We start from the raw sequence: 15874 nt of genomic DNA on the forward strand, positions 1-15874 counted from the left end.
TGACGGTCAGCCGTCTCGGCCGGCGCGCGGCACGGTGCGCACCCGCTGACGGCCAGCCCGTCCCGGCCGGCCCACGGCGTGGCCGCGACCGGCGGCTCAGCCGATGATCGGGCGGAACAGGCCCATGGTGATGCTGATGCCCAGGGCCAGGGCCGACAGGGCCACGGCGCCCAGCAGCAGGGCGGTGTCGGCGGGGGTGAAGACCTGGCGGCGGGCGTACGTGCGGGGCAGGCCGGAGTCGAAGCCGCGGGCGTCCATGGCCACGGCCAGGCGGCCGCCCCGGCGTAAGGCTCCGACCAGCAGGGCGAAGGCCGTGGAGATGAACAGGCGCAAGGCCGCCAGGGGGTTGCGGCCGGCGTCGACGCCGCGGGCTCGGCGGGCCAAGGTGATCATCTGCCATTCCTGGTCGAGCAGGGGGAGCAGGCGGAAGGCGGCCAGGGCGCCGATGGCGAAGCGGGGTGGGGCCTTGGCGTTCTGGACCAGGGCGTCGGCCAGGTCGGTGGGGTCGGTGGTGGCGAAGACGATCACGCCGGGGACGGCGATGGCGAACAGGCGCAGGATCAGGCCCAGGGCCGACACCAGCACGCCGGTGGTGATGTCGAACGGGCCCAGGTCGAGCAGGAGACGGCCGCCGCGGTCGGCGGCGAACAGGACCATCGTGGCCAGCAGGCCCAGCGCGGCGATCAGCAGGGGCCAGGCGCGGCGGGCCAGGACCGACAGCCGTACGCCGAAGAGAGGAAGCGCCGCCAGCTCGATGGCCAGAGCGATCGCGGGGGTCAGCGGGTCGAGTGTGGACAGCAGCGGCAGCGTGAAGAGCAGCGCCGCGCCCAGCTTGGCCACGGGATTGCGCCGGGCCAGCGGGGCCGCGGGGTCGGCGACGGGTTGAAGGACGAAGCTCATCCGCGCCGCTGCCGGGTGAAGAGGGTCGCGGGAGGGCCGATGCTGTGCGCTAGGTGGTTCACAGGCGCCGCCGGCGGGGGAGCGGGTCGGGCAGGCGCGGGGTGCCGAGCGGAAAGGTGCGGTCGGCGATCGTCTGGACGAAGTCGTCGTCGTGGGTGACGGCGATGATGGCGTGGCCGTCGTCGCGCAGGGTCGACAGCAGGGTGACCAGCTCGATCCAGGTGCGCCTGTCCTGGCCGAAGGTGGGCTCGTCGAGCACGAGCAGCCGCGGCGCGGTGGCCAGGGCGGTGGCGACGCTGAGGCGGCGGGCTTCGCCGCCGGAGAGGGTGTACGGGTTGGCGGCCGCCAGCTTCGTCAGCCGCAGCCGTTCCAGCAGGTCGTCGATGACCTGCTGGTCGTAGCGGCCCAGCCGGCGCGGGCCCAGGGCCAGCTCGTCGACCACCCGTGTCGTCACGAACTGGTGTTCCGGGTTCTGGAAGACCGAGCCGATCCGGCCGGTCAGCGTGGCCGCGCGCCAGCGGTGCGGAGGCTTCGGGTCGTCGAAGGCGTGCACGCGGCCCCCGGTCGGGGCGAGCAGGCCGCCGAGCAGCAGGGCCAGGGTCGACTTGCCGGCGCCGTTGGGGCCGGTCACCGCCAGGACCTCGCCCTCGCCGGCGCCGAGCGACACGGGGGCCAGGCGCCCCGCGACTGTGGCCTGCTCCGTGCGTACGAGGGAAGGATCTGCCGTTGATCTTGATTTGAGCGGGGGAATGGTGAAGCCCGGAACCCAGACACCCTCGTCGGCCAGGCGATCGCCGTAGGCCGCGAACACGACCTCGGGCGCGCCGTCGGCCCGGACGCCCCCGGCCGGCTCGAGCACGACGACGCGGTCGACCAGGGGCAGCGCCTCGGCGACCCGGTGCTCCACGATGATCATGGAGGCGTCCAGGCGGAGGGCGGCGATGGCCTCGCGGACCAGGACGGCGCCGTCCGGGTCGAGGTTGGCGGTGGGCTCGTCGAGCAGCAGCAGGCGAGGGCTGAGGGCGAGCACCCCGGCCAGCGCGAGCCGCTGGGCCTCGCCGCCGGAGAGCGCCGCGGTCGAGCGGATGATCGGATAAGGGAAGCCGACCCGGTCGAGCGCGTCGCTGACCCGCGGCCAGATGTCGGCCGGCGGCACCCCGCGGTTCTCCAGGCCGAAGGCCACGTCGTCGCCGCTGCGGGCCATGACGAGCTGGGTCTGCGGATCCTGGAAGACGATGCCGACCTGGTCGCGGGCCTTGCGCGGGTCGAGGCCGTCGATCTCGATGGCGCCCTCGGACTCGCCCGAGTCCTCCGGCAGCAGGCCGGCCAGCGCGGACAGCAGGGTGCTCTTGCCCGCCCCGGAGGGCCCGAGCAGGAGCACCCGCTCGCCGTGCTCGATCCGCAGGTCGACGTCGCGGACGGCCCAGGCGCGACGGCCCGCGTGCCGCCAGCCGAAACCGCGCAGAACGACCTCACTCATATCGGGAATGAGACCAGATCAGACCAGGGCGCGCGACCGGCCCGCCGGAAACCGGTCGAGCACACCGGTCTGTGCCAGGGCGCGGGTCAGCGCGACGCTGCCGAAGCCGGCGATGACCAGCGACGACAGCGCGGTGATGACGATGTACCAGATGCGCATGGTGGCCCACGAGGTGCCGCCGTACCAGACGAAGGCGTCGTAGACCGAGGCCACGACCCCGGCCGTGGTGGCCGCGAGCAGGGCCACCGGCAGGTTGTAGGCCTTGTAGGCGAAGGCGGCGAACACGAGCTCGGCCCCGAGCGCCTCGAGCGGTCCCTGGATGACCAGGGTCCAGCCCCAGCTCGTGCCGACCGCGGCCGACACCAGCGCGGCCAGGGTGAGGGTGTAGAAGGCGGCGCCCGGCTTGCGGACGATGAGGGCGCCGAGGACGGCCGGCACCAGCCACACGCCGTAGATCACGGCCCGGCCGGGCAGCGGGATGGCGTCGGCGGGGCCGTTCCAGAGCAGGCCCCAGGCCCAGAAGATCACGCCGAAGGCGACGGCGATGATCGAGGCGATGACGATGTCGATGGTGCGCCATCGAGATGACATGTGGTTCCTCCCGAGCTTCCTGCGCTGGCATTACCCAGATCAGGTACGAGGGTCTGCGGTGTCACCCGCACTCTCAGCGCTGTGCGCTCCCCTGTCGGACGAGGTTTATTCGCGACCTACCCTGAGTTGCAGATGCGGCGACTCTGGGACGGCGTCTGCACCGTCGCGAATAAACCTCGTGCATTAGTTTCGATGACGCTAACACCGCTTGCTTCTGTGCGCCCAGCGAGGGAGTGATCACACATGGAGATCAAGGCCCGGGGTTTGACCTTCGATGTCTTCGAGGGCGGCCCTGCCGACGGCGACCCGGTTCTGCTGCTGCACGGCTTCCCGCAGGACCACCGCGAATTCGATCTGCTCGCGCCGAAACTGCATGCGGCCGGCTTGCGGACGTACGCCATGGACCAGCGCGGCGTCTCCCCGGGCGCCCGCCCGGCGGACGTCGGCGCCTACCGGATCACCGAGGCGGTGGCGGACGCGGTCGGCGTGCTCGACGCCCTGGGCCTCGAGTCGGCGCACGTCATCGGCCACGACTGGGGCGCCAACGTCGGCTGGATGCTCGCCGCCTGGCATCCCGAGCGGGTCCGTACGCTCACCGCGGTCTCCGTCCCGCACCCCAAGGCGCTGCAATTGGCGTTGCGGACCCGGCCGTCGCAGCGGGCCCGCCTGGCGTACTTCAAGGTCTTCCAGTCGGCCGCCGCCGAGCGACTGCTGCTCGCCAACGACGCCGCCGCCCTGCGCTGGATGCTCAAGCCGATCGGCGAGCGGGCCGGCCTCTACGTCGAGGCCAACCGGGAGCCGGGCCGGCTCACCGGCGGCCTGAACTGGTACCGGGCGCTGACCTTCGACCAGCTCAAGGACGTACGCCTGATCCAGGTGCCCACCACCTACGTCTGGAGCGACAAGGACGGCGTGGTCTCGCTGACCGCGGCGCTGCGCACCCGCGACTGGGTCGACGCCGACTACCAGATGGTCGCTATGCGAGGAATCAGCCACTGGGTCCCCGAGCAGGCGGCCACCGCCCTTGCGGAAGCGGCTATAGCGCGCATCCAGGGAGTTTGATTCACGTTCACCTTGGGGTACTCGTCGCGGCATGCCACCCGAGAAGCCGCGGATGAAGCACGAGTCGGAGAAACAACGCTGGGACCGCAACTTCGCCGATCTCCTCCAGGAGCTGCGGGTCGCGCAGACCGGCATCCAGATCCTGTTCGCCTTCCTGCTGACCCTGCCGTTCAGCAACGGCTTCCCCAAGGTCACGCAATTCCAGAAGGACACGTACGTGGTGGCGCTGCTCGCCGCCGCGGGCGCCACCGCGATGATCATCGCGCCGGTCGCCTTCCACCGGGCGCTGTTCCGTCAGGGCCGCAAGCCCGAACTGGTCCGGTACGCCCATCGGATGGCGACCGGCGGCCTCGCGTTCCTGCTGGTCTCGATGGCGGCCAGCGTCCTGCTGGTCACCGACTACATCCTGGACCGGCCGATCGCCTTCATCTTCAGCGCCCTCACCGCCCTGTTCTTCCTGACCTTCTGGGCCGGCATCCCGTGGCTGCGCCGCAACTGGATCGACGAGGACGACGAGGATGACGAGCAGGACTACGCCGAGGCTAGCGACGAGAACCTTTCAGGCCGAGACTCCTGAGCTCCAGCTCGGCCAGCGCGTCGACCGCCTCGGGGTCGCCGTTGCGCCAGCTCTGCGCGATGTCCGGGCCCATCTTGGCCAGCCGGTTCAGCGGCTGGCCGGCCAGGGCCCGCAGCGCGAGCAGGTCACGGCCGGCGGGCTGATTCCGTACGGAGGTGGCCACGCCGGCCCGGCGGATCCAGCGGATCCGCAGCGGCAGCCAGATCAACAGCACCAGCGCCAGCGGCACGGCGACCGCGGCCAGGGCCATGATGACGGCCATCTGGTCGACGATCTCCTGCTGCTGGCGCCCGGCCTCGGCCAGGTTGCGGGCGGCGTCGGCGGCGCCGGTGAACGGCTTGACCAGCTGGTCACCGACGAGCGGCACCTTGCCGACCTTGCCGCCGGCGTCGGCCAGGTTGTCGGCGATGCCGCCGCCCGCGCTCTCCAGCTTGGCGCCGGGCACGCCCAGCTTCTCGACCATGTCGTGCACCCACAGGCCGGCGCGAACCCAGAGGTAGACCCAGATCACCACGACGATGTCGGTGATCAGCTGGCGGACGGCGGTGGGGATCCTGTCGGCATAGAGCTTCACGCCGTTAGGGTCCCATGTGCTCAGTCCCGGGGCCTGGCCGCGCAGTCGGGGCAGGTTCCGAAGATCTCCATCGTGTGCGAGACGTCGACGAAGCCGTGCTTGCCGGCCACCTTGTCGGCCCACGACTCGACCGCCGGGCCCTCCACCTCGACCGCGCGGCCGCACGACCGGCACACCAGGTGGTGATGGTGCCCTTGGCTGCACCGGCGGTACAGGTGCTCGCCGCCGGGTGGGCGCATCACGTCGATCTCGCCGGCGTCGGCCAGGCCCTGCAACGTGCGGTAGACGGTGGTCAGCCCCACCCGCTCCCCGCGCTCGCGCAGGATGGCGTGCAGCTCCTGGGCGCTGTTGAAGCCCTCGGTCTCGGCCAGCACGGCGCTGACCGCACTGCGCTGCTTGGTGTTGCGCTGCTGACTCTCGGTGCTCACGAACGAACCTCCCTCGCATGGCTGACGGCGTCGGCGACGATGTGTGCGACGTGGTCGTCCACCAGGGAGTATGCGATCTCCCGGCCCCGTCGTGCACCTCGCACCACACCCGCGCCGCGCAGGACCCGCAAATGCTGGGACACCAGCGGCTGCGGCGCGCCCAGCTTCTCGACCAGCTCGTGCACGCAGCGCTCGCCGGCGCCCAGCTCGGCGACGATCGCGACGCGGATCGGCGCGGAGAGCGCCCGCAGCAGCTCGCCGGCCGGCTCGTACGTTTCGTAACCCATTCTCAGGCCTCCTGGAGAACCACGTCAGGGGGCTCCACCTCGCGCGGCGGGTGGGCCCGGCGGCGCAGGACCCGCCAGGTCGCGCCGCCGACGGCGATCGCCACGAAGATGGCCAGGGCCAGGATGACGGTGGTGGCGCCGGGCGGGGTGTCCACCTCGGCCGAGAAGACCACGCCGGCGCCGGCCGCGCCGACGCCGATCAGCATCGCCGCCACCATCGTGCTGCGGAAGCCGCGGGTCACCTGCTGCGCGGCCGCGACCGGGATGACCATCAGCGCCGAGACCAGCAACAACCCGACGGTGCGCATGGCGATGGTCACGGTGACGGCGGTGGTCACGGCCATCAGGAGATTGAGGGTACGGACGGGGAGGCCGCTCACCCGGGCGTACTCCTCGTCGTTGCAGACGGCGAACAGCGCCGGCCGGAAGGCCAGCATCGCGATCAGCACCAGGGCGCCGAGCACGGCGATCAGCGCGATATCGGTGGGCGACGTCGTGATCAGCGAGCCGAACAGATATTGGATCAGGCTGTTGCTGCTCGCGTCGTCGGAGAGCGACACCAGCACCACGCCGCCGGCGATGCCGCCGTAGAAGAGCAGGGCCAGGGCGAGGTCGCCCGAGGTGCGGCCGCGTTCGCGGATCAGCTCGACGCCGATGGCGCCGGCGGCCGAGACGATGACGGCGGCCAGCACGGGGGACTGGTTGAGCAGCAGGCCGACGCCGACGCCGGTCAGGGCGACGTGGCCGATGCCGTCGCCGATCAGCGACAGGCGCCGCTGCACCAGGTAGATGCCGAGCGACGGCGCGGCCAGGCCGATGATGAGCGCGCCGGCCAGGGCACGCATCATGAAGTCGTACTGGAAAAGATCCATCAGTTTGCTGCCATGCGGTCGGTGGGGGCCCACTCGCAGATGCCGGCGGTGGGCTGGACGGCGTGCGGATGCACGTGGTCGTGGTCGGGCTCGGCGTGGTGGCCGGCCGGCTCCGGCGGCGCGCCCTCGAAGGCGATGCGGCCCTCGTGCACCACCACGGCCCGGTCGATGAGCGGGCGCAGCGGGCCGAGCTCGTGCGCCACCAGCAGGATCGTGCCGCCGGTGTCGCCGAAGCGGCCCAGCGCGGCGGCGAACGCCTCCTGGCTGGCCGCGTCCACACCCGCGGTGGGCTCGTCCAGGACCAGCAGGTCCGGCTTTCCGGCCAGGGCCCGGGCGATCAACGTGCGCTGCTGCTGCCCACCCGAGAGGGTCGAGACCGGATCGTTGACGCGGTCCAGGAGGCCGACGTCGGTCAGCGCGTCGCGCACGGCCGTCTTGTCGGCCGCGCCGGGCAGCCGGAAGATGCCGCGCCGGGCCAGGCGGCCGGAGGCGACGACCTCGCCGACGGTGGCCGGCACCCCGCTGCCGGCGCCGAGACGCTGCGGCACATATCCGACCCGGGCCCACTGCTTGAAGCGCCGCTGCGGCGTACCGAAGAGGTCGATCTCGCCGCGGCCGATCGGTACCAGCCCGAGGATCGTGCGGATCAGTGTGGATTTGCCGGAGCCGTTGGCGCCGAGGATGGCGACGACCTCTTTCTGGTCGACGGCCAGGGAGACGTCGTGCAGGATCTCCCGGCCCTCGTATCCGACGGCCAGATGGCGTACGTCGACGATGCTCATGCTGTGCACCCCAGGGCGGTGGTGATGGCGGTCAGGTTGGCGCGCATCACGGAGAAATAGTCGTGGGAGGAATCGGTCAGACCCTCGAGCGGATCGAGGACGGCGGTCTTGGCGCCGACCTCGCGGGCGATGGTCTCGGCCACGGCCGGGCTGACCAGCGTCTCGAAGAAGATCGTGGTGGTGCCGGTCGTCTTGGCGGTCTCGGCCACCTCGGCCAGGCGCTGCGGGGAGGGCTCGGCCTCGGGCGAGATGCCGGTGATGCCGACCTCGGTCAGGTCGTATCGGTCGGCCAGGTAGTGGAACGCCTCGTGGCTGGTGACCAGCTCGCGGCGCTCGCAGGTCTTGAGGCTGGTCGCGTACTCGGTGTTGAGTTTGTCGAGCTCGGCGTGCAGTGCGGCCGCGCGGGCCGTGAAGTCGGCCGCGTGCGCGGGGTCGGCCTGGCCGAGACGCTCGCCGAGCTTGTCGGCGATGGTGGCGAAGCGGACCGGGTCGAGCCAGACGTGCGGGTCCATGCCGCCCTCGGCCGTCTCGTGCTCGTGCTCCTCGCCCGCGTGGTCGTCGTCCTCGCTCGCCGGCAGCAGGGTCACCACCGAGGCGGCGTCGAACGCGTGGTCCTTGCCCTCCTGGGCGACGGCCTCGTCGACCGCCGGCTGGAAGCCCTTGAGGTAGACGACCAGGCCGGCCCCGGCCACGTCACCGACCTGGCGCGGGGTGAGCTCGATGTCGTGCGGCTCGGCGCCGGGTTTGGTCAGGTTGGAGACGCTCACCTGGTCGCCGCCGATGCGCTCGCTGAGGAACTGCAGCGGGTAGAACGCGGTGACCACGGCGAACTTGCCGTCCTCGGCGCCGGCGCCGCTGCCGCAGCCGGCCAGCATCGTCAGCGGGAGCAGAAGGGCGAACAGGCGGCGGCGCATAGCATCTACTGTCGCCGACAATGATAATGATTGTCAAAAGCGCATGGGTCACACTGCCTTGGCGACCACGGCCGCCAGCAGCAGAACGAGCATGATCAGCCGGATGGCGCGGGTCGGCGGCGACTGCACCGGCCAGGTCGTGAAGGTCAGCGTGGCCAGACCCAGCCACAGCAGGAACAACAGCGCCGCCCCGACGATCCCGGGCAGGAACAGGCCCGCCATCAGAACGGCCAGCGCCGCGATGAAGGCCGTGGTCGGGCTCACCCGGGCCAGCCGGCGCAGCACATTGTCGGACGGTGTCACCGCGTCACCCCTGTCTCGGCTCTCGTACCCTGTCGCCATGCTGGTGCTCAACCGCTTCGCCGTGCCGGCGGACACGCACGACGAGTTCGTCGCCCAGGCCCACGCCGCTCTCGCCGCCCTCGCCGAGCGGCCCGGATATCTCTCCGGGCGGCTCGCCCGCGCGCTCGAGGACCCCACCCACTGGACGCTGGTGACCGAGTGGGAGTCGGTCGGAGCTTACCGGCGCGCACTGGGCGCCTTCGATGTGAAGGTGCACGCCACCCCGCTGCTCGCCCGCTCGCTCGACGAGCCGTCCGCGTTCGAGACGCTGGCCTCGGCCGCGCCCGGCTCGCCGGTGGTCGAGGCGGAGAGCGACCGGGCCGCCGAGCCCTGGCGCTGACGACTACTGTTGCGCACATGACCACGGCGCCGCCCTTCGTACCGCCGCCCCCGCAGGGTCCCGGCGTGCAGCCGCCCTTCCCGGCGCCGCCGGTCGAGGGCAAGGGCCGGCGCATCGGCATGGGGCTCGGCATCGCCGGCGTGGTGCTGGTGCTGGTCTGCGGCGGCGGGGTCGCCGCGCTCATCGGCCTCGTCTCGGCCGGGTCGAGCGCGCTGCAGGAGCGGGCGCACACGGCGGTCGACGACTACCTGAGCGCGCTGAAGGCCGGTAACTACAAGGCGGCGTACGGCGACCTCTGCGAAAGCGCCCGGCGCCGCGAGTCCCAGGCCGATTTCCAGGCCCGCGTCTCGGCCGAGGAGCCGATCATCTCGTGGCGCCTCGGCAAGCTCGAGGCGACGTACAACCTCACCGTGCCCGTCGAGGCCACCTACGCCGGCGGTGACGTGGAGCAGCTGACCGCCGAGCTCGACCAGAACACGTCCACGGGCGAGTTCGAGGTGTGCGAGCTCGCGGAGTAAATTCTCTGTTCGTCCCGATCCATACCGATGTCCCCGCCGACACCCAGCCGGCGTAGGAGGAACATGCCCGCCGACCGTATCGATGCCGTCGTCAGCCTGGCCAAGCGCCGTGGCTTCGTCTTCCCCTCCAGCGAGATCTACGGAGGAACCCGCTCGGCCTGGGACTACGGTCCGCTGGGAGTGGAGCTGAAGGAGAACGTCCGCCGCCAGTGGTGGCGCACGATGGTCCAGCAGCGCGACGACATCGTCGGCCTCGACTCCGCCGTCATCCTCGCGCGCGACGTGTGGGCGGCCTCCGGCCACCTCGACGCGTTCGTCGACCCGCTGACCGAGTGCCAGTCCTGCCACAAGCGGTTCCGCGCCGACCACCTCGAGGAGGCGTGGGAGGCCAAGCACGGCTCGCCGCCCGCCTCGCTGCAGGAGCTGAACTGCCCGAACTGCGGCAACAAGGGCACCTTCACCGAGCCGAAGATGTTCAACGGCCTGATGAAGACCTACCTCGGCCCGACCGAGAGCGCCGAGGGCCTGCACTACCTGCGGCCCGAGACCGCGCAGGGCATCTTCGTCAACTACAACAACGTGGCCCAGGCCGCCCGCAAGAAGCCGCCGTTCGGCATCGCGCAGATCGGCAAGAGCTTCCGCAACGAGATCACGCCGGGCAACTTCATCTTCCGCACGCGCGAGTTCGAGCAGATGGAGATGGAGTTCTTCGTCGAGCCCGGCAGCGACGAGAAGTGGCACGACTACTGGCTCCAGGAGCGCTGGAACTGGTACCGCGACCTGGGCCTCTCGGAGAGCAATCTCCGCTTCTTCGAGCACCCGGCGGAGAAGCTGTCGCACTACTCGAAGCGCACCGTGGACATCGAATACCGGTTCCAGTTCGGTGGTACGGAGTTCGCCGAGCTCGAGGGCATCGCCAACCGCACCGACTTCGACCTGTCGACCCACTCGAAGCACTCCGGCGTCGACCTCTCCTACTTCGATCAGGAGAAGCAGGAGCGCTGGGTGCCGTACGTGATCGAGCCGGCGGCCGGCCTCACCCGCGCGGTGCTGGCCTTCCTGCTCGAGGCGTACGACGAGGACGAGGCCCCGAACACCAAGGGCGGCGTCGACAAGCGGACGGTCATGCGCTTCGACCCCCGCCTGGCCCCGATCAAGGTGGCGGTGCTGCCGCTCTCGCGCAACCCCGACCTGTCCCCGAAGGCCCGCGGCCTCGCCGCCGACCTGCGCAAGCGCTGGATCGTCGAGTTCGACGACTCGCAGGCGATCGGCCGTCGCTACCGCCGCCAGGACGAGATCGGCACCCCGTTCTGCGTCACCGTCGACTTCGACACCCTGACCGACGACGCGGTGACGGTGCGCGACCGCGACACCATGAAGCAGGAGCGGGTCGGCCTGGCCCAGATCGAGGACTACCTCCTCAAGCGCCTGCCGGGAGCCTAGAACTCGAACCCGCCCGGTCGGCCGTTCCGGTCCGCGATCAACCCGGCCAGGGTCGCCACAGCGATCTCAGCCGGCGTCCGCGACCCGATGTTCAGGCCGATCGGGCGGTGCACCCGCCCGATCTGATCCTCGCCGACCCCGAGGTCGCGCAGGGCCGCCACGTGCGGCCCCTCGACCTTGGGGTTCCCCACGATCCCGATCCATCGGGTCGCACGTTCCAGGGCGTCCTTCAGCACGCTCCCGATCTCATTCCGATGGTGGTCGCTCACCACCACGTCGGTGTGCTCATCCAGCCCCGCCGCGTCGAAATCGTGTACGAACGTGTCGCCGTGCGCCCGCGGCAGTCCTTGCAGCCGAGCCTCATCCGGCTCCACCAGCACCGTCTGAAAGCCCAGATCGGCACCGAGCCGCAGCATCGCCTCACCCACGGCCGACTGGAACACCACCACGAGCCGCCGCGGACTCGACGCCGTTTTCCCCTCATCGCTCACGCCGCCGACTCTGCCAGAGGTATCCGATCATTGCGCCGCATCGTCATCGATGCGAGATTGGCAAGGGTCCGTCCGGGTGATCGAGAGGCGACGCAGGGTGTCCTACGCCGTTCGTCTTCATGAGGTGCTGCGAACCTGGGCCGCCGGCCATGGCGTGCGGGCCGAGGTGGATGTGGCCGAACTGGCCGTTCGCGACTCGCAGATCGATCGCGCCGTGCACCTCTACGAGACGGCCGCCGACGAGCTCACCACCCTGATCGAGCTGGACACGGCGGCCCGCCTCGGCCACCGCCGGCCCGACATGACCACGGCCGACGAACTCGTCCTGGCCGCGCTGCGGATCCGGCGGCTCGTCGCCGGCATCGAGCCGTGGCGCGGCGGCAAGCCCCATCCGCGCGTGCGGCACCGGCTCCGGGCCGCCCTGCGCCGGCTCCAGACGGCGGCCGGCGCCATCGCGGCGGACGAGGCCGGCCTGCTGCTCGATCATCCGGCCGTGGCCGAGGCCTACCAGGCGCTGGACGAGGTCCTGCCCGGCATCGAGTGGCCGGTCCCGCCCACGGCCGGACCGCCGGTGCCGCCCACCCGCGACGCCGTCACCCTGGCCGACCAGTTCCTGTTGGTCTTCCGCCCCGGCGACTACGCGTGCGCCGTACACCTGCGTCTCTTCCGTCCCGCCGGGCGCAAGGCGGTGGTGCTGATCGGTGAGCTCGCCGACTACCACGCGCCGGGCCTGCTCGAAGATCCCGGCGCCTATCTGGCCGAGCTGCGCGAGCGCGTGCCCCTGATCGCCGCCGAGTCACCGGAATGGGCGCACTACCTCCCGGCCGAGTACGCCGCCTACAGCGAGCGGCACGAGACGCGCCTCGACCTCGAGCGGGCGGCCGGCGACGCCGACTCGGTGCGACTGGTCTCGGCCGACCTCTCCCTGGCCGAGCTGTCACTGGAAGCCCTGGCGGAGATGGTGGGCGGCCCGGTCCGCCGCTGGCACGCCGCCGACTACAGCGCCGCCGTGCTGACCGGCCTGGGCGTGCGGACGGTGAACGCCCTGACCGGCACCTCCCGGGCGACGCATCCGGAGGCCGAGGCCAAGCTGCGGTGCCGCCGCCGGCGGTGCGGCTCGGGCTTCACCCATCCGGTGCGGACCCTGCCCAAGGCCCGGTGCCCCTACTGCGGTGGCGTGGACGCTCAAGTGACCGAGGTGAACGGGCTGTGACCGGAACGCCGGCCGACGTCGCGCGGTATTTCTACTGGTCCCAACGACGGATCGACCGCATCGCCGAGGACAACCGGATCACCGTCCAGCGAACCGGCTCGACCAAGATGAAATCTCCGGCCGGGCCGTTCCTGCCCGGCGTGGAGGTCGACCGCCCGCGCCCGGCGATGAGCCGCCCGGAGATCGCGGACCGGATCGAACGGCACCTGGCCGGCGTCACGGTCCGTGATTTCGTCACGCCGCCGCCGGTGCGGTTCGCGGCCGGCCTGGGCACCCTGTCCTTCGCCGAGTTCGTGAACTTCGGCAAGCGGGAGAACATCGTCTCGATCTTCACGGACAGCACCGCGAGCGACGGCACCCACGTGGCGGTCGGCATGTTCGGCAGCAAGGACAACCTGGCCGACATCATCGCCGGGGCGCAGACCACCGACACGGGCTGGTCCTCGTCGGCGGCCAACCACATCTTCGGCTTCATCTCCTCGTTCGGTCGCACTGTGGCTTCCGGCAGCGACCGCGAGGAGATCGCGCGGGAGGCGATAAACCTGCTGACCCACCAGGGCGGCGGCATAGGTGAGGGGGAGAAGCGGGGCTTCACGTACGGGCACATCGGCGAGCACGGCGAGTGGCTGATGGAGGCCTACCTCGACGTGGAGATCGACTACCCGCCCTACGACCGGATCGTCGTCGGGGCGCCGCTCTGGGTGCGGACGGCCTTACCTCAGGCGCTCGTCCTGTATCAGGACGGGCCGCCGGAGCCCGCGCCGAGGAGGCGATCCTGGTGGCGGCGGAGACCCGGCTGAGCGGGCGGGATTTCGGGTGATTCCCGGGAGCATGGCATGCTCGAAGGCGTGACCATCGCACCTCTCATGCTCGGCGACCGCGCCGTCAATCCGCCCGTCGTGCTGGCGCCGATGGCGGGGATCACCAACGTGGCGTTCCGGCGGCTCTGCCGGGAGCAGGGCGGCGGGGTCTACGTCTGCGAGATGATCACGACACGGGCTCTGGTGGAGCGGATCCCCAAGACGCTCAAGATGGTCGCGTTCGCCGAGGACGAGGACTTCCGGAGCCTTCAGCTGTACGGGGTCGACCCCGACGTGACGGCCCGGGCCGTGCGGATGGTGGGCGAGGACGACCTGGCCGATCACGTCGACCTCAACTTCGGGTGCCCGGTGCCCAAGGTGACGCGGCGCGGCGGCGGGTCGGCTCTGCCGTGGCGGCGCAAGCTGTTCGGGCGGATCGTCAAGCAGGCCGTCGACGCGGCCGCCGAATACGGGATCCCGCTCACCATCAAGATGCGCAAGGGCATCGACGACGACCATTTGACGTACGTCGAGGCCGGGCTCATCGCGCAGGAAGCCGGCGTCGCCGCGGTGGCGCTGCACGCCCGTACGGCCGAGCAGAGGTATTCCGGAAACGCGGACTGGGACGCCATCGCGACGTTGAAACAGGCGCTCGACGTGCCCGTTCTCGGCAACGGGGACATCTGGGAGGGTTCCGACGCGCTGCGCATGGTCGAGCAGACCGGCGTCGACGGCGTCGTCGTCGGCCGGGGCTGTCTCGGGCGGCCGTGGCTGTTCGCCGATCTCGAGGCGGCCTTCACCCAGGGCCCCGACTACAAGCCGGTGCTGCCGGCCCTGGGCGAGGTCGCGAAGATCATGTCCCGGCACGCGGAACTGCTGGTCGACGCGCTCGAGGACGAGCGGCACGGGTGCGCGGACTTCCGCAAGCACATCGCCTGGTACCTGAAGGGCTTCCCGGTCGGCGGCGAACTGCGCCGATCCCTGTCGATGGTGTCGTCGCTGGCCGAGCTGGACGACCTGCTGGGCAAACTCGACCCGTCGGTGCCGTTCCCGGAGGAGGAGCTGGGCAAGCCGCGCGGCCGCGTCAACGCTCCGGGCAAGGTCTCCCTGCCCTACGGCTGGCTCGACAGCCGCGACGACGAGAGCGTGCCCGAGGGCGCCGAGATGGAGAACTCAGGCGGCTAGCAGCGCCGTGATCAGCAGCGGAATCCCGGCCAGGGCGAAGAGCGCCGTGAGCGGCAGGTCGACGGCGAAGCCGAGATAGAGCACGACGGCGAAGACCTCACTGGCGAAGCCGGCGACGGACAGCACGGTGGTCCGGGCCGGCCCGGTGATCCGCTCCTGGAGCCGGGCCTCGGCGCGGATCATCGCGTACTGGAGCAGCCCGAAGGCGGCGGAAACGGCGATCATTCCCCCGAGGTACGGGGTGAGAGCGCCGGCCGCGAGCAGGGCCGCCGCCCCACCGAGCGCCCAGGAGAAGCCGCGCCCCCGGCCGGCGAGGGCGCTGGCCGCCGCCATGGCCAGTGCGGTCAGACCGAACAGCAGAGGTACGGCCGCCGTCGTCGCCCCCTTGTCCCGGGCGAGCAGCGGCAGGTATTCGTCGAGCGCGCTGAACCCGGGAACGAGCGCCGCCACCAGCACCGCCCGCGCGACCACCCGCGTCCCGGCGGCTTCCCGCACGCCGCTTCGCAGCGTGCGCCAGTACGACATCTCGGAAGTGTCCGAAGCGGCGGAGGGTTCTTCGGGAAGCCGAAGCGCCAGCAGGCCACCCAGAAGTTTGACGGCGACACTGACGCCGCCCACAAGGACGTAGCCGCCGAAATGCAGAGCCGGCGTGGCCAGAAGCGTGGCGGCCAGCATGGCCACGATCGACACCGTCTCGGCGCGGCCGATCAGCCGGGCGTAACGGTTCTCCTCCGGAACGGCGTCGTAGACCAGAGCCTCCAAGGCGCCCGAGCCCAGGGAGCCGCCCAAGCCCCACAGCACAAAGCCCAGCGCGAAGCCCGGGTAGGACGGCCACAGCAGCCAGGTGGCGTAGCCGGCCGCCGTCAGGGTCTCGCCGACGGCGTACAGCCTCTTGCGGGACCATGTGTCGGCCAGCGCGCCGGAGGGGATCTCGGCCGCGAAGGCGACCACCGACCAGATCACGAACAGCGAGGAGACCTGGGCCGTGGTGAGGCCGGCGTCCGCGAACAGCAGCGCGTACACCGGGTAGAGCGGCACGCCCTCGGAGAGGGCCCGCACCGCGAAGAAGGTTCAG

Annotated in this window: 20 protein-coding genes and 1 riboswitch; of the genes, 8 read left to right on the plus strand and 12 right to left on the minus strand. The window is 71.2% G+C overall.

From position 1 onward, the window contains the following. Positions 1–96: 96 nt before the first annotated feature. The 3 genes from AB0C26_RS24910 to AB0C26_RS24920 form a co-directional block, all read right to left on the minus strand. Positions 97–900: an energy-coupling factor transporter transmembrane component T gene (locus AB0C26_RS24910; protein ID WP_360251951.1), complete on the minus strand. Its 804-nt coding sequence runs from the start codon at positions 898–900 to the stop codon at positions 97–99. Positions 901–958: 58 nt separating this feature from the next. Then, positions 959–2380 (minus strand): ABC transporter ATP-binding protein, encoded by a 1422-nt coding sequence (locus AB0C26_RS24915; protein ID WP_360251954.1) that lies wholly within the window; start codon positions 2378–2380, stop codon positions 959–961. Positions 2381–2398: 18 nt separating this feature from the next. Further along, a complete protein-coding gene (locus tag AB0C26_RS24920) occupies positions 2399–2971 on the minus strand; it encodes an ECF transporter S component (protein WP_360251957.1) in 573 nt (190 codons plus the stop codon). Beyond that, positions 2970–3074: riboswitch (TPP riboswitch) on the minus strand. (Overlaps the previous gene by 2 nt.) A gap of 140 nt (positions 3075–3214) precedes the next feature. Here AB0C26_RS24920 and AB0C26_RS24925 point away from each other — a divergent pair. Both AB0C26_RS24925 and AB0C26_RS24930 read left to right on the plus strand, forming a co-directional pair. Further along, on the plus strand, positions 3215–4033 hold the full coding sequence (locus tag AB0C26_RS24925; protein ID WP_360251960.1) for an alpha/beta hydrolase: 819 nt from the start codon (positions 3215–3217) through the stop codon (positions 4031–4033). Positions 4034–4085: 52 nt separating this feature from the next. Beyond that, a complete protein-coding gene (locus AB0C26_RS24930) occupies positions 4086–4610 on the plus strand; it encodes a DUF6328 family protein (protein ID WP_360251963.1) in 525 nt (174 codons plus the stop codon). On the opposite strand, the gene AB0C26_RS24935 is transcribed toward AB0C26_RS24930, so the two are convergent. From AB0C26_RS24935 to AB0C26_RS24965, 7 genes are read right to left on the minus strand one after another with little or no spacing between them, the layout of a single operon-like run. Beyond that, a complete protein-coding gene (locus AB0C26_RS24935; protein WP_360251966.1) occupies positions 4576–5184 on the minus strand; it encodes a hypothetical protein in 609 nt (202 codons plus the stop codon). The two genes, AB0C26_RS24930 and AB0C26_RS24935, sit on opposite strands and share 35 nt — an antisense overlap. Before the next feature lie 20 nt (positions 5185–5204). Beyond that, positions 5205–5612, minus strand: a complete 408-nt coding sequence (locus AB0C26_RS24940) for a Fur family transcriptional regulator (protein WP_360251969.1) — start codon at positions 5610–5612, stop codon at positions 5205–5207. Next, positions 5609–5899: a metalloregulator ArsR/SmtB family transcription factor gene (locus AB0C26_RS24945; protein ID WP_360251972.1), complete on the minus strand. Its 291-nt coding sequence runs from the start codon at positions 5897–5899 to the stop codon at positions 5609–5611. Before AB0C26_RS24945 ends, AB0C26_RS24940 begins: the two co-directional genes overlap by 4 nt. Before the next feature lie 2 nt (positions 5900–5901). Beyond that, complete coding sequence (locus AB0C26_RS24950; protein ID WP_360251975.1) at positions 5902–6771, minus strand: metal ABC transporter permease; 870 nt, start codon at positions 6769–6771, stop codon at positions 5902–5904. Further along, a complete protein-coding gene (locus tag AB0C26_RS24955) occupies positions 6771–7553 on the minus strand; it encodes a metal ABC transporter ATP-binding protein (RefSeq protein WP_360251978.1) in 783 nt (260 codons plus the stop codon). The genes AB0C26_RS24950 and AB0C26_RS24955 overlap by 1 nt, the downstream gene beginning before the upstream one ends. After that, complete coding sequence (locus AB0C26_RS24960) at positions 7550–8467, minus strand: metal ABC transporter substrate-binding protein (protein WP_360251981.1); 918 nt, start codon at positions 8465–8467, stop codon at positions 7550–7552. Before AB0C26_RS24960 ends, AB0C26_RS24955 begins: the two co-directional genes overlap by 4 nt. A 48-nt stretch (positions 8468–8515) precedes the next feature. Beyond that, entirely contained in the window at positions 8516–8770 is a 255-nt protein-coding gene (locus AB0C26_RS24965; RefSeq protein WP_360251984.1) for a DUF6703 family protein, read from the minus strand. A gap of 37 nt (positions 8771–8807) precedes the next feature. On the opposite strand from AB0C26_RS24965, the gene AB0C26_RS24970 reads away from it, so the two are divergent. The 3 genes from AB0C26_RS24970 to AB0C26_RS24980 all read left to right on the plus strand — a co-directional run bounded on the left by AB0C26_RS24970 (position 8808) and on the right by AB0C26_RS24980 (position 11110). Beyond that, positions 8808–9149 (plus strand): antibiotic biosynthesis monooxygenase family protein, encoded by a 342-nt coding sequence (locus AB0C26_RS24970; protein ID WP_360251987.1) that lies wholly within the window; start codon positions 8808–8810, stop codon positions 9147–9149. 17 nt (positions 9150–9166) lie between these two features. Then, positions 9167–9667, plus strand: a complete 501-nt coding sequence (locus AB0C26_RS24975) for a hypothetical protein (protein WP_360251990.1) — start codon at positions 9167–9169, stop codon at positions 9665–9667. 63 nt (positions 9668–9730) lie between these two features. Beyond that, positions 9731–11110, plus strand: coding sequence for a glycine--tRNA ligase (locus AB0C26_RS24980; RefSeq protein ID WP_360251993.1), 1380 nt, complete (start codon positions 9731–9733; stop codon positions 11108–11110). Here the strand turns inward: AB0C26_RS24980 and AB0C26_RS24985 are convergent. Further along, positions 11107–11601, minus strand: a complete 495-nt coding sequence (locus tag AB0C26_RS24985; protein ID WP_360251996.1) for an XdhC family protein — start codon at positions 11599–11601, stop codon at positions 11107–11109. The genes AB0C26_RS24980 and AB0C26_RS24985 overlap by 4 nt on opposite strands. Before the next feature lie 124 nt (positions 11602–11725). Here AB0C26_RS24985 and AB0C26_RS24990 point away from each other — a divergent pair, with 124 nt between their 5' ends. The 3 genes from AB0C26_RS24990 (at position 11726) to dusB (ending at position 14799) form a co-directional block, all read left to right on the plus strand. Then, positions 11726–12814 (plus strand): hypothetical protein, encoded by a 1089-nt coding sequence (locus AB0C26_RS24990; protein ID WP_360251999.1) that lies wholly within the window; start codon positions 11726–11728, stop codon positions 12812–12814. Next, positions 12811–13614 (plus strand): hypothetical protein, encoded by an 804-nt coding sequence (locus tag AB0C26_RS24995; RefSeq protein WP_360252002.1) that lies wholly within the window; start codon positions 12811–12813, stop codon positions 13612–13614. The genes AB0C26_RS24990 and AB0C26_RS24995 overlap by 4 nt, the downstream gene beginning before the upstream one ends. Positions 13615–13680: 66 nt before the next feature. Next, positions 13681–14799: a tRNA dihydrouridine synthase DusB gene (gene dusB, locus AB0C26_RS25000; protein WP_360253133.1), complete on the plus strand. Its 1119-nt coding sequence runs from the start codon at positions 13681–13683 to the stop codon at positions 14797–14799. Here dusB and AB0C26_RS25005 read toward each other — a convergent pair. After that, positions 14788–15858 (minus strand): MFS transporter, encoded by a 1071-nt coding sequence (locus AB0C26_RS25005; protein WP_360252005.1) that lies wholly within the window; start codon positions 15856–15858, stop codon positions 14788–14790. The two genes, dusB and AB0C26_RS25005, sit on opposite strands and share 12 nt — an antisense overlap. Positions 15859–15874 lie beyond the last annotated feature (16 nt).

This window comes from Actinoplanes sp. NPDC048796 (assembly GCF_040650035.1).
Lineage (GTDB): Bacteria > Actinomycetota > Actinomycetes > Mycobacteriales > Micromonosporaceae > Actinoplanes.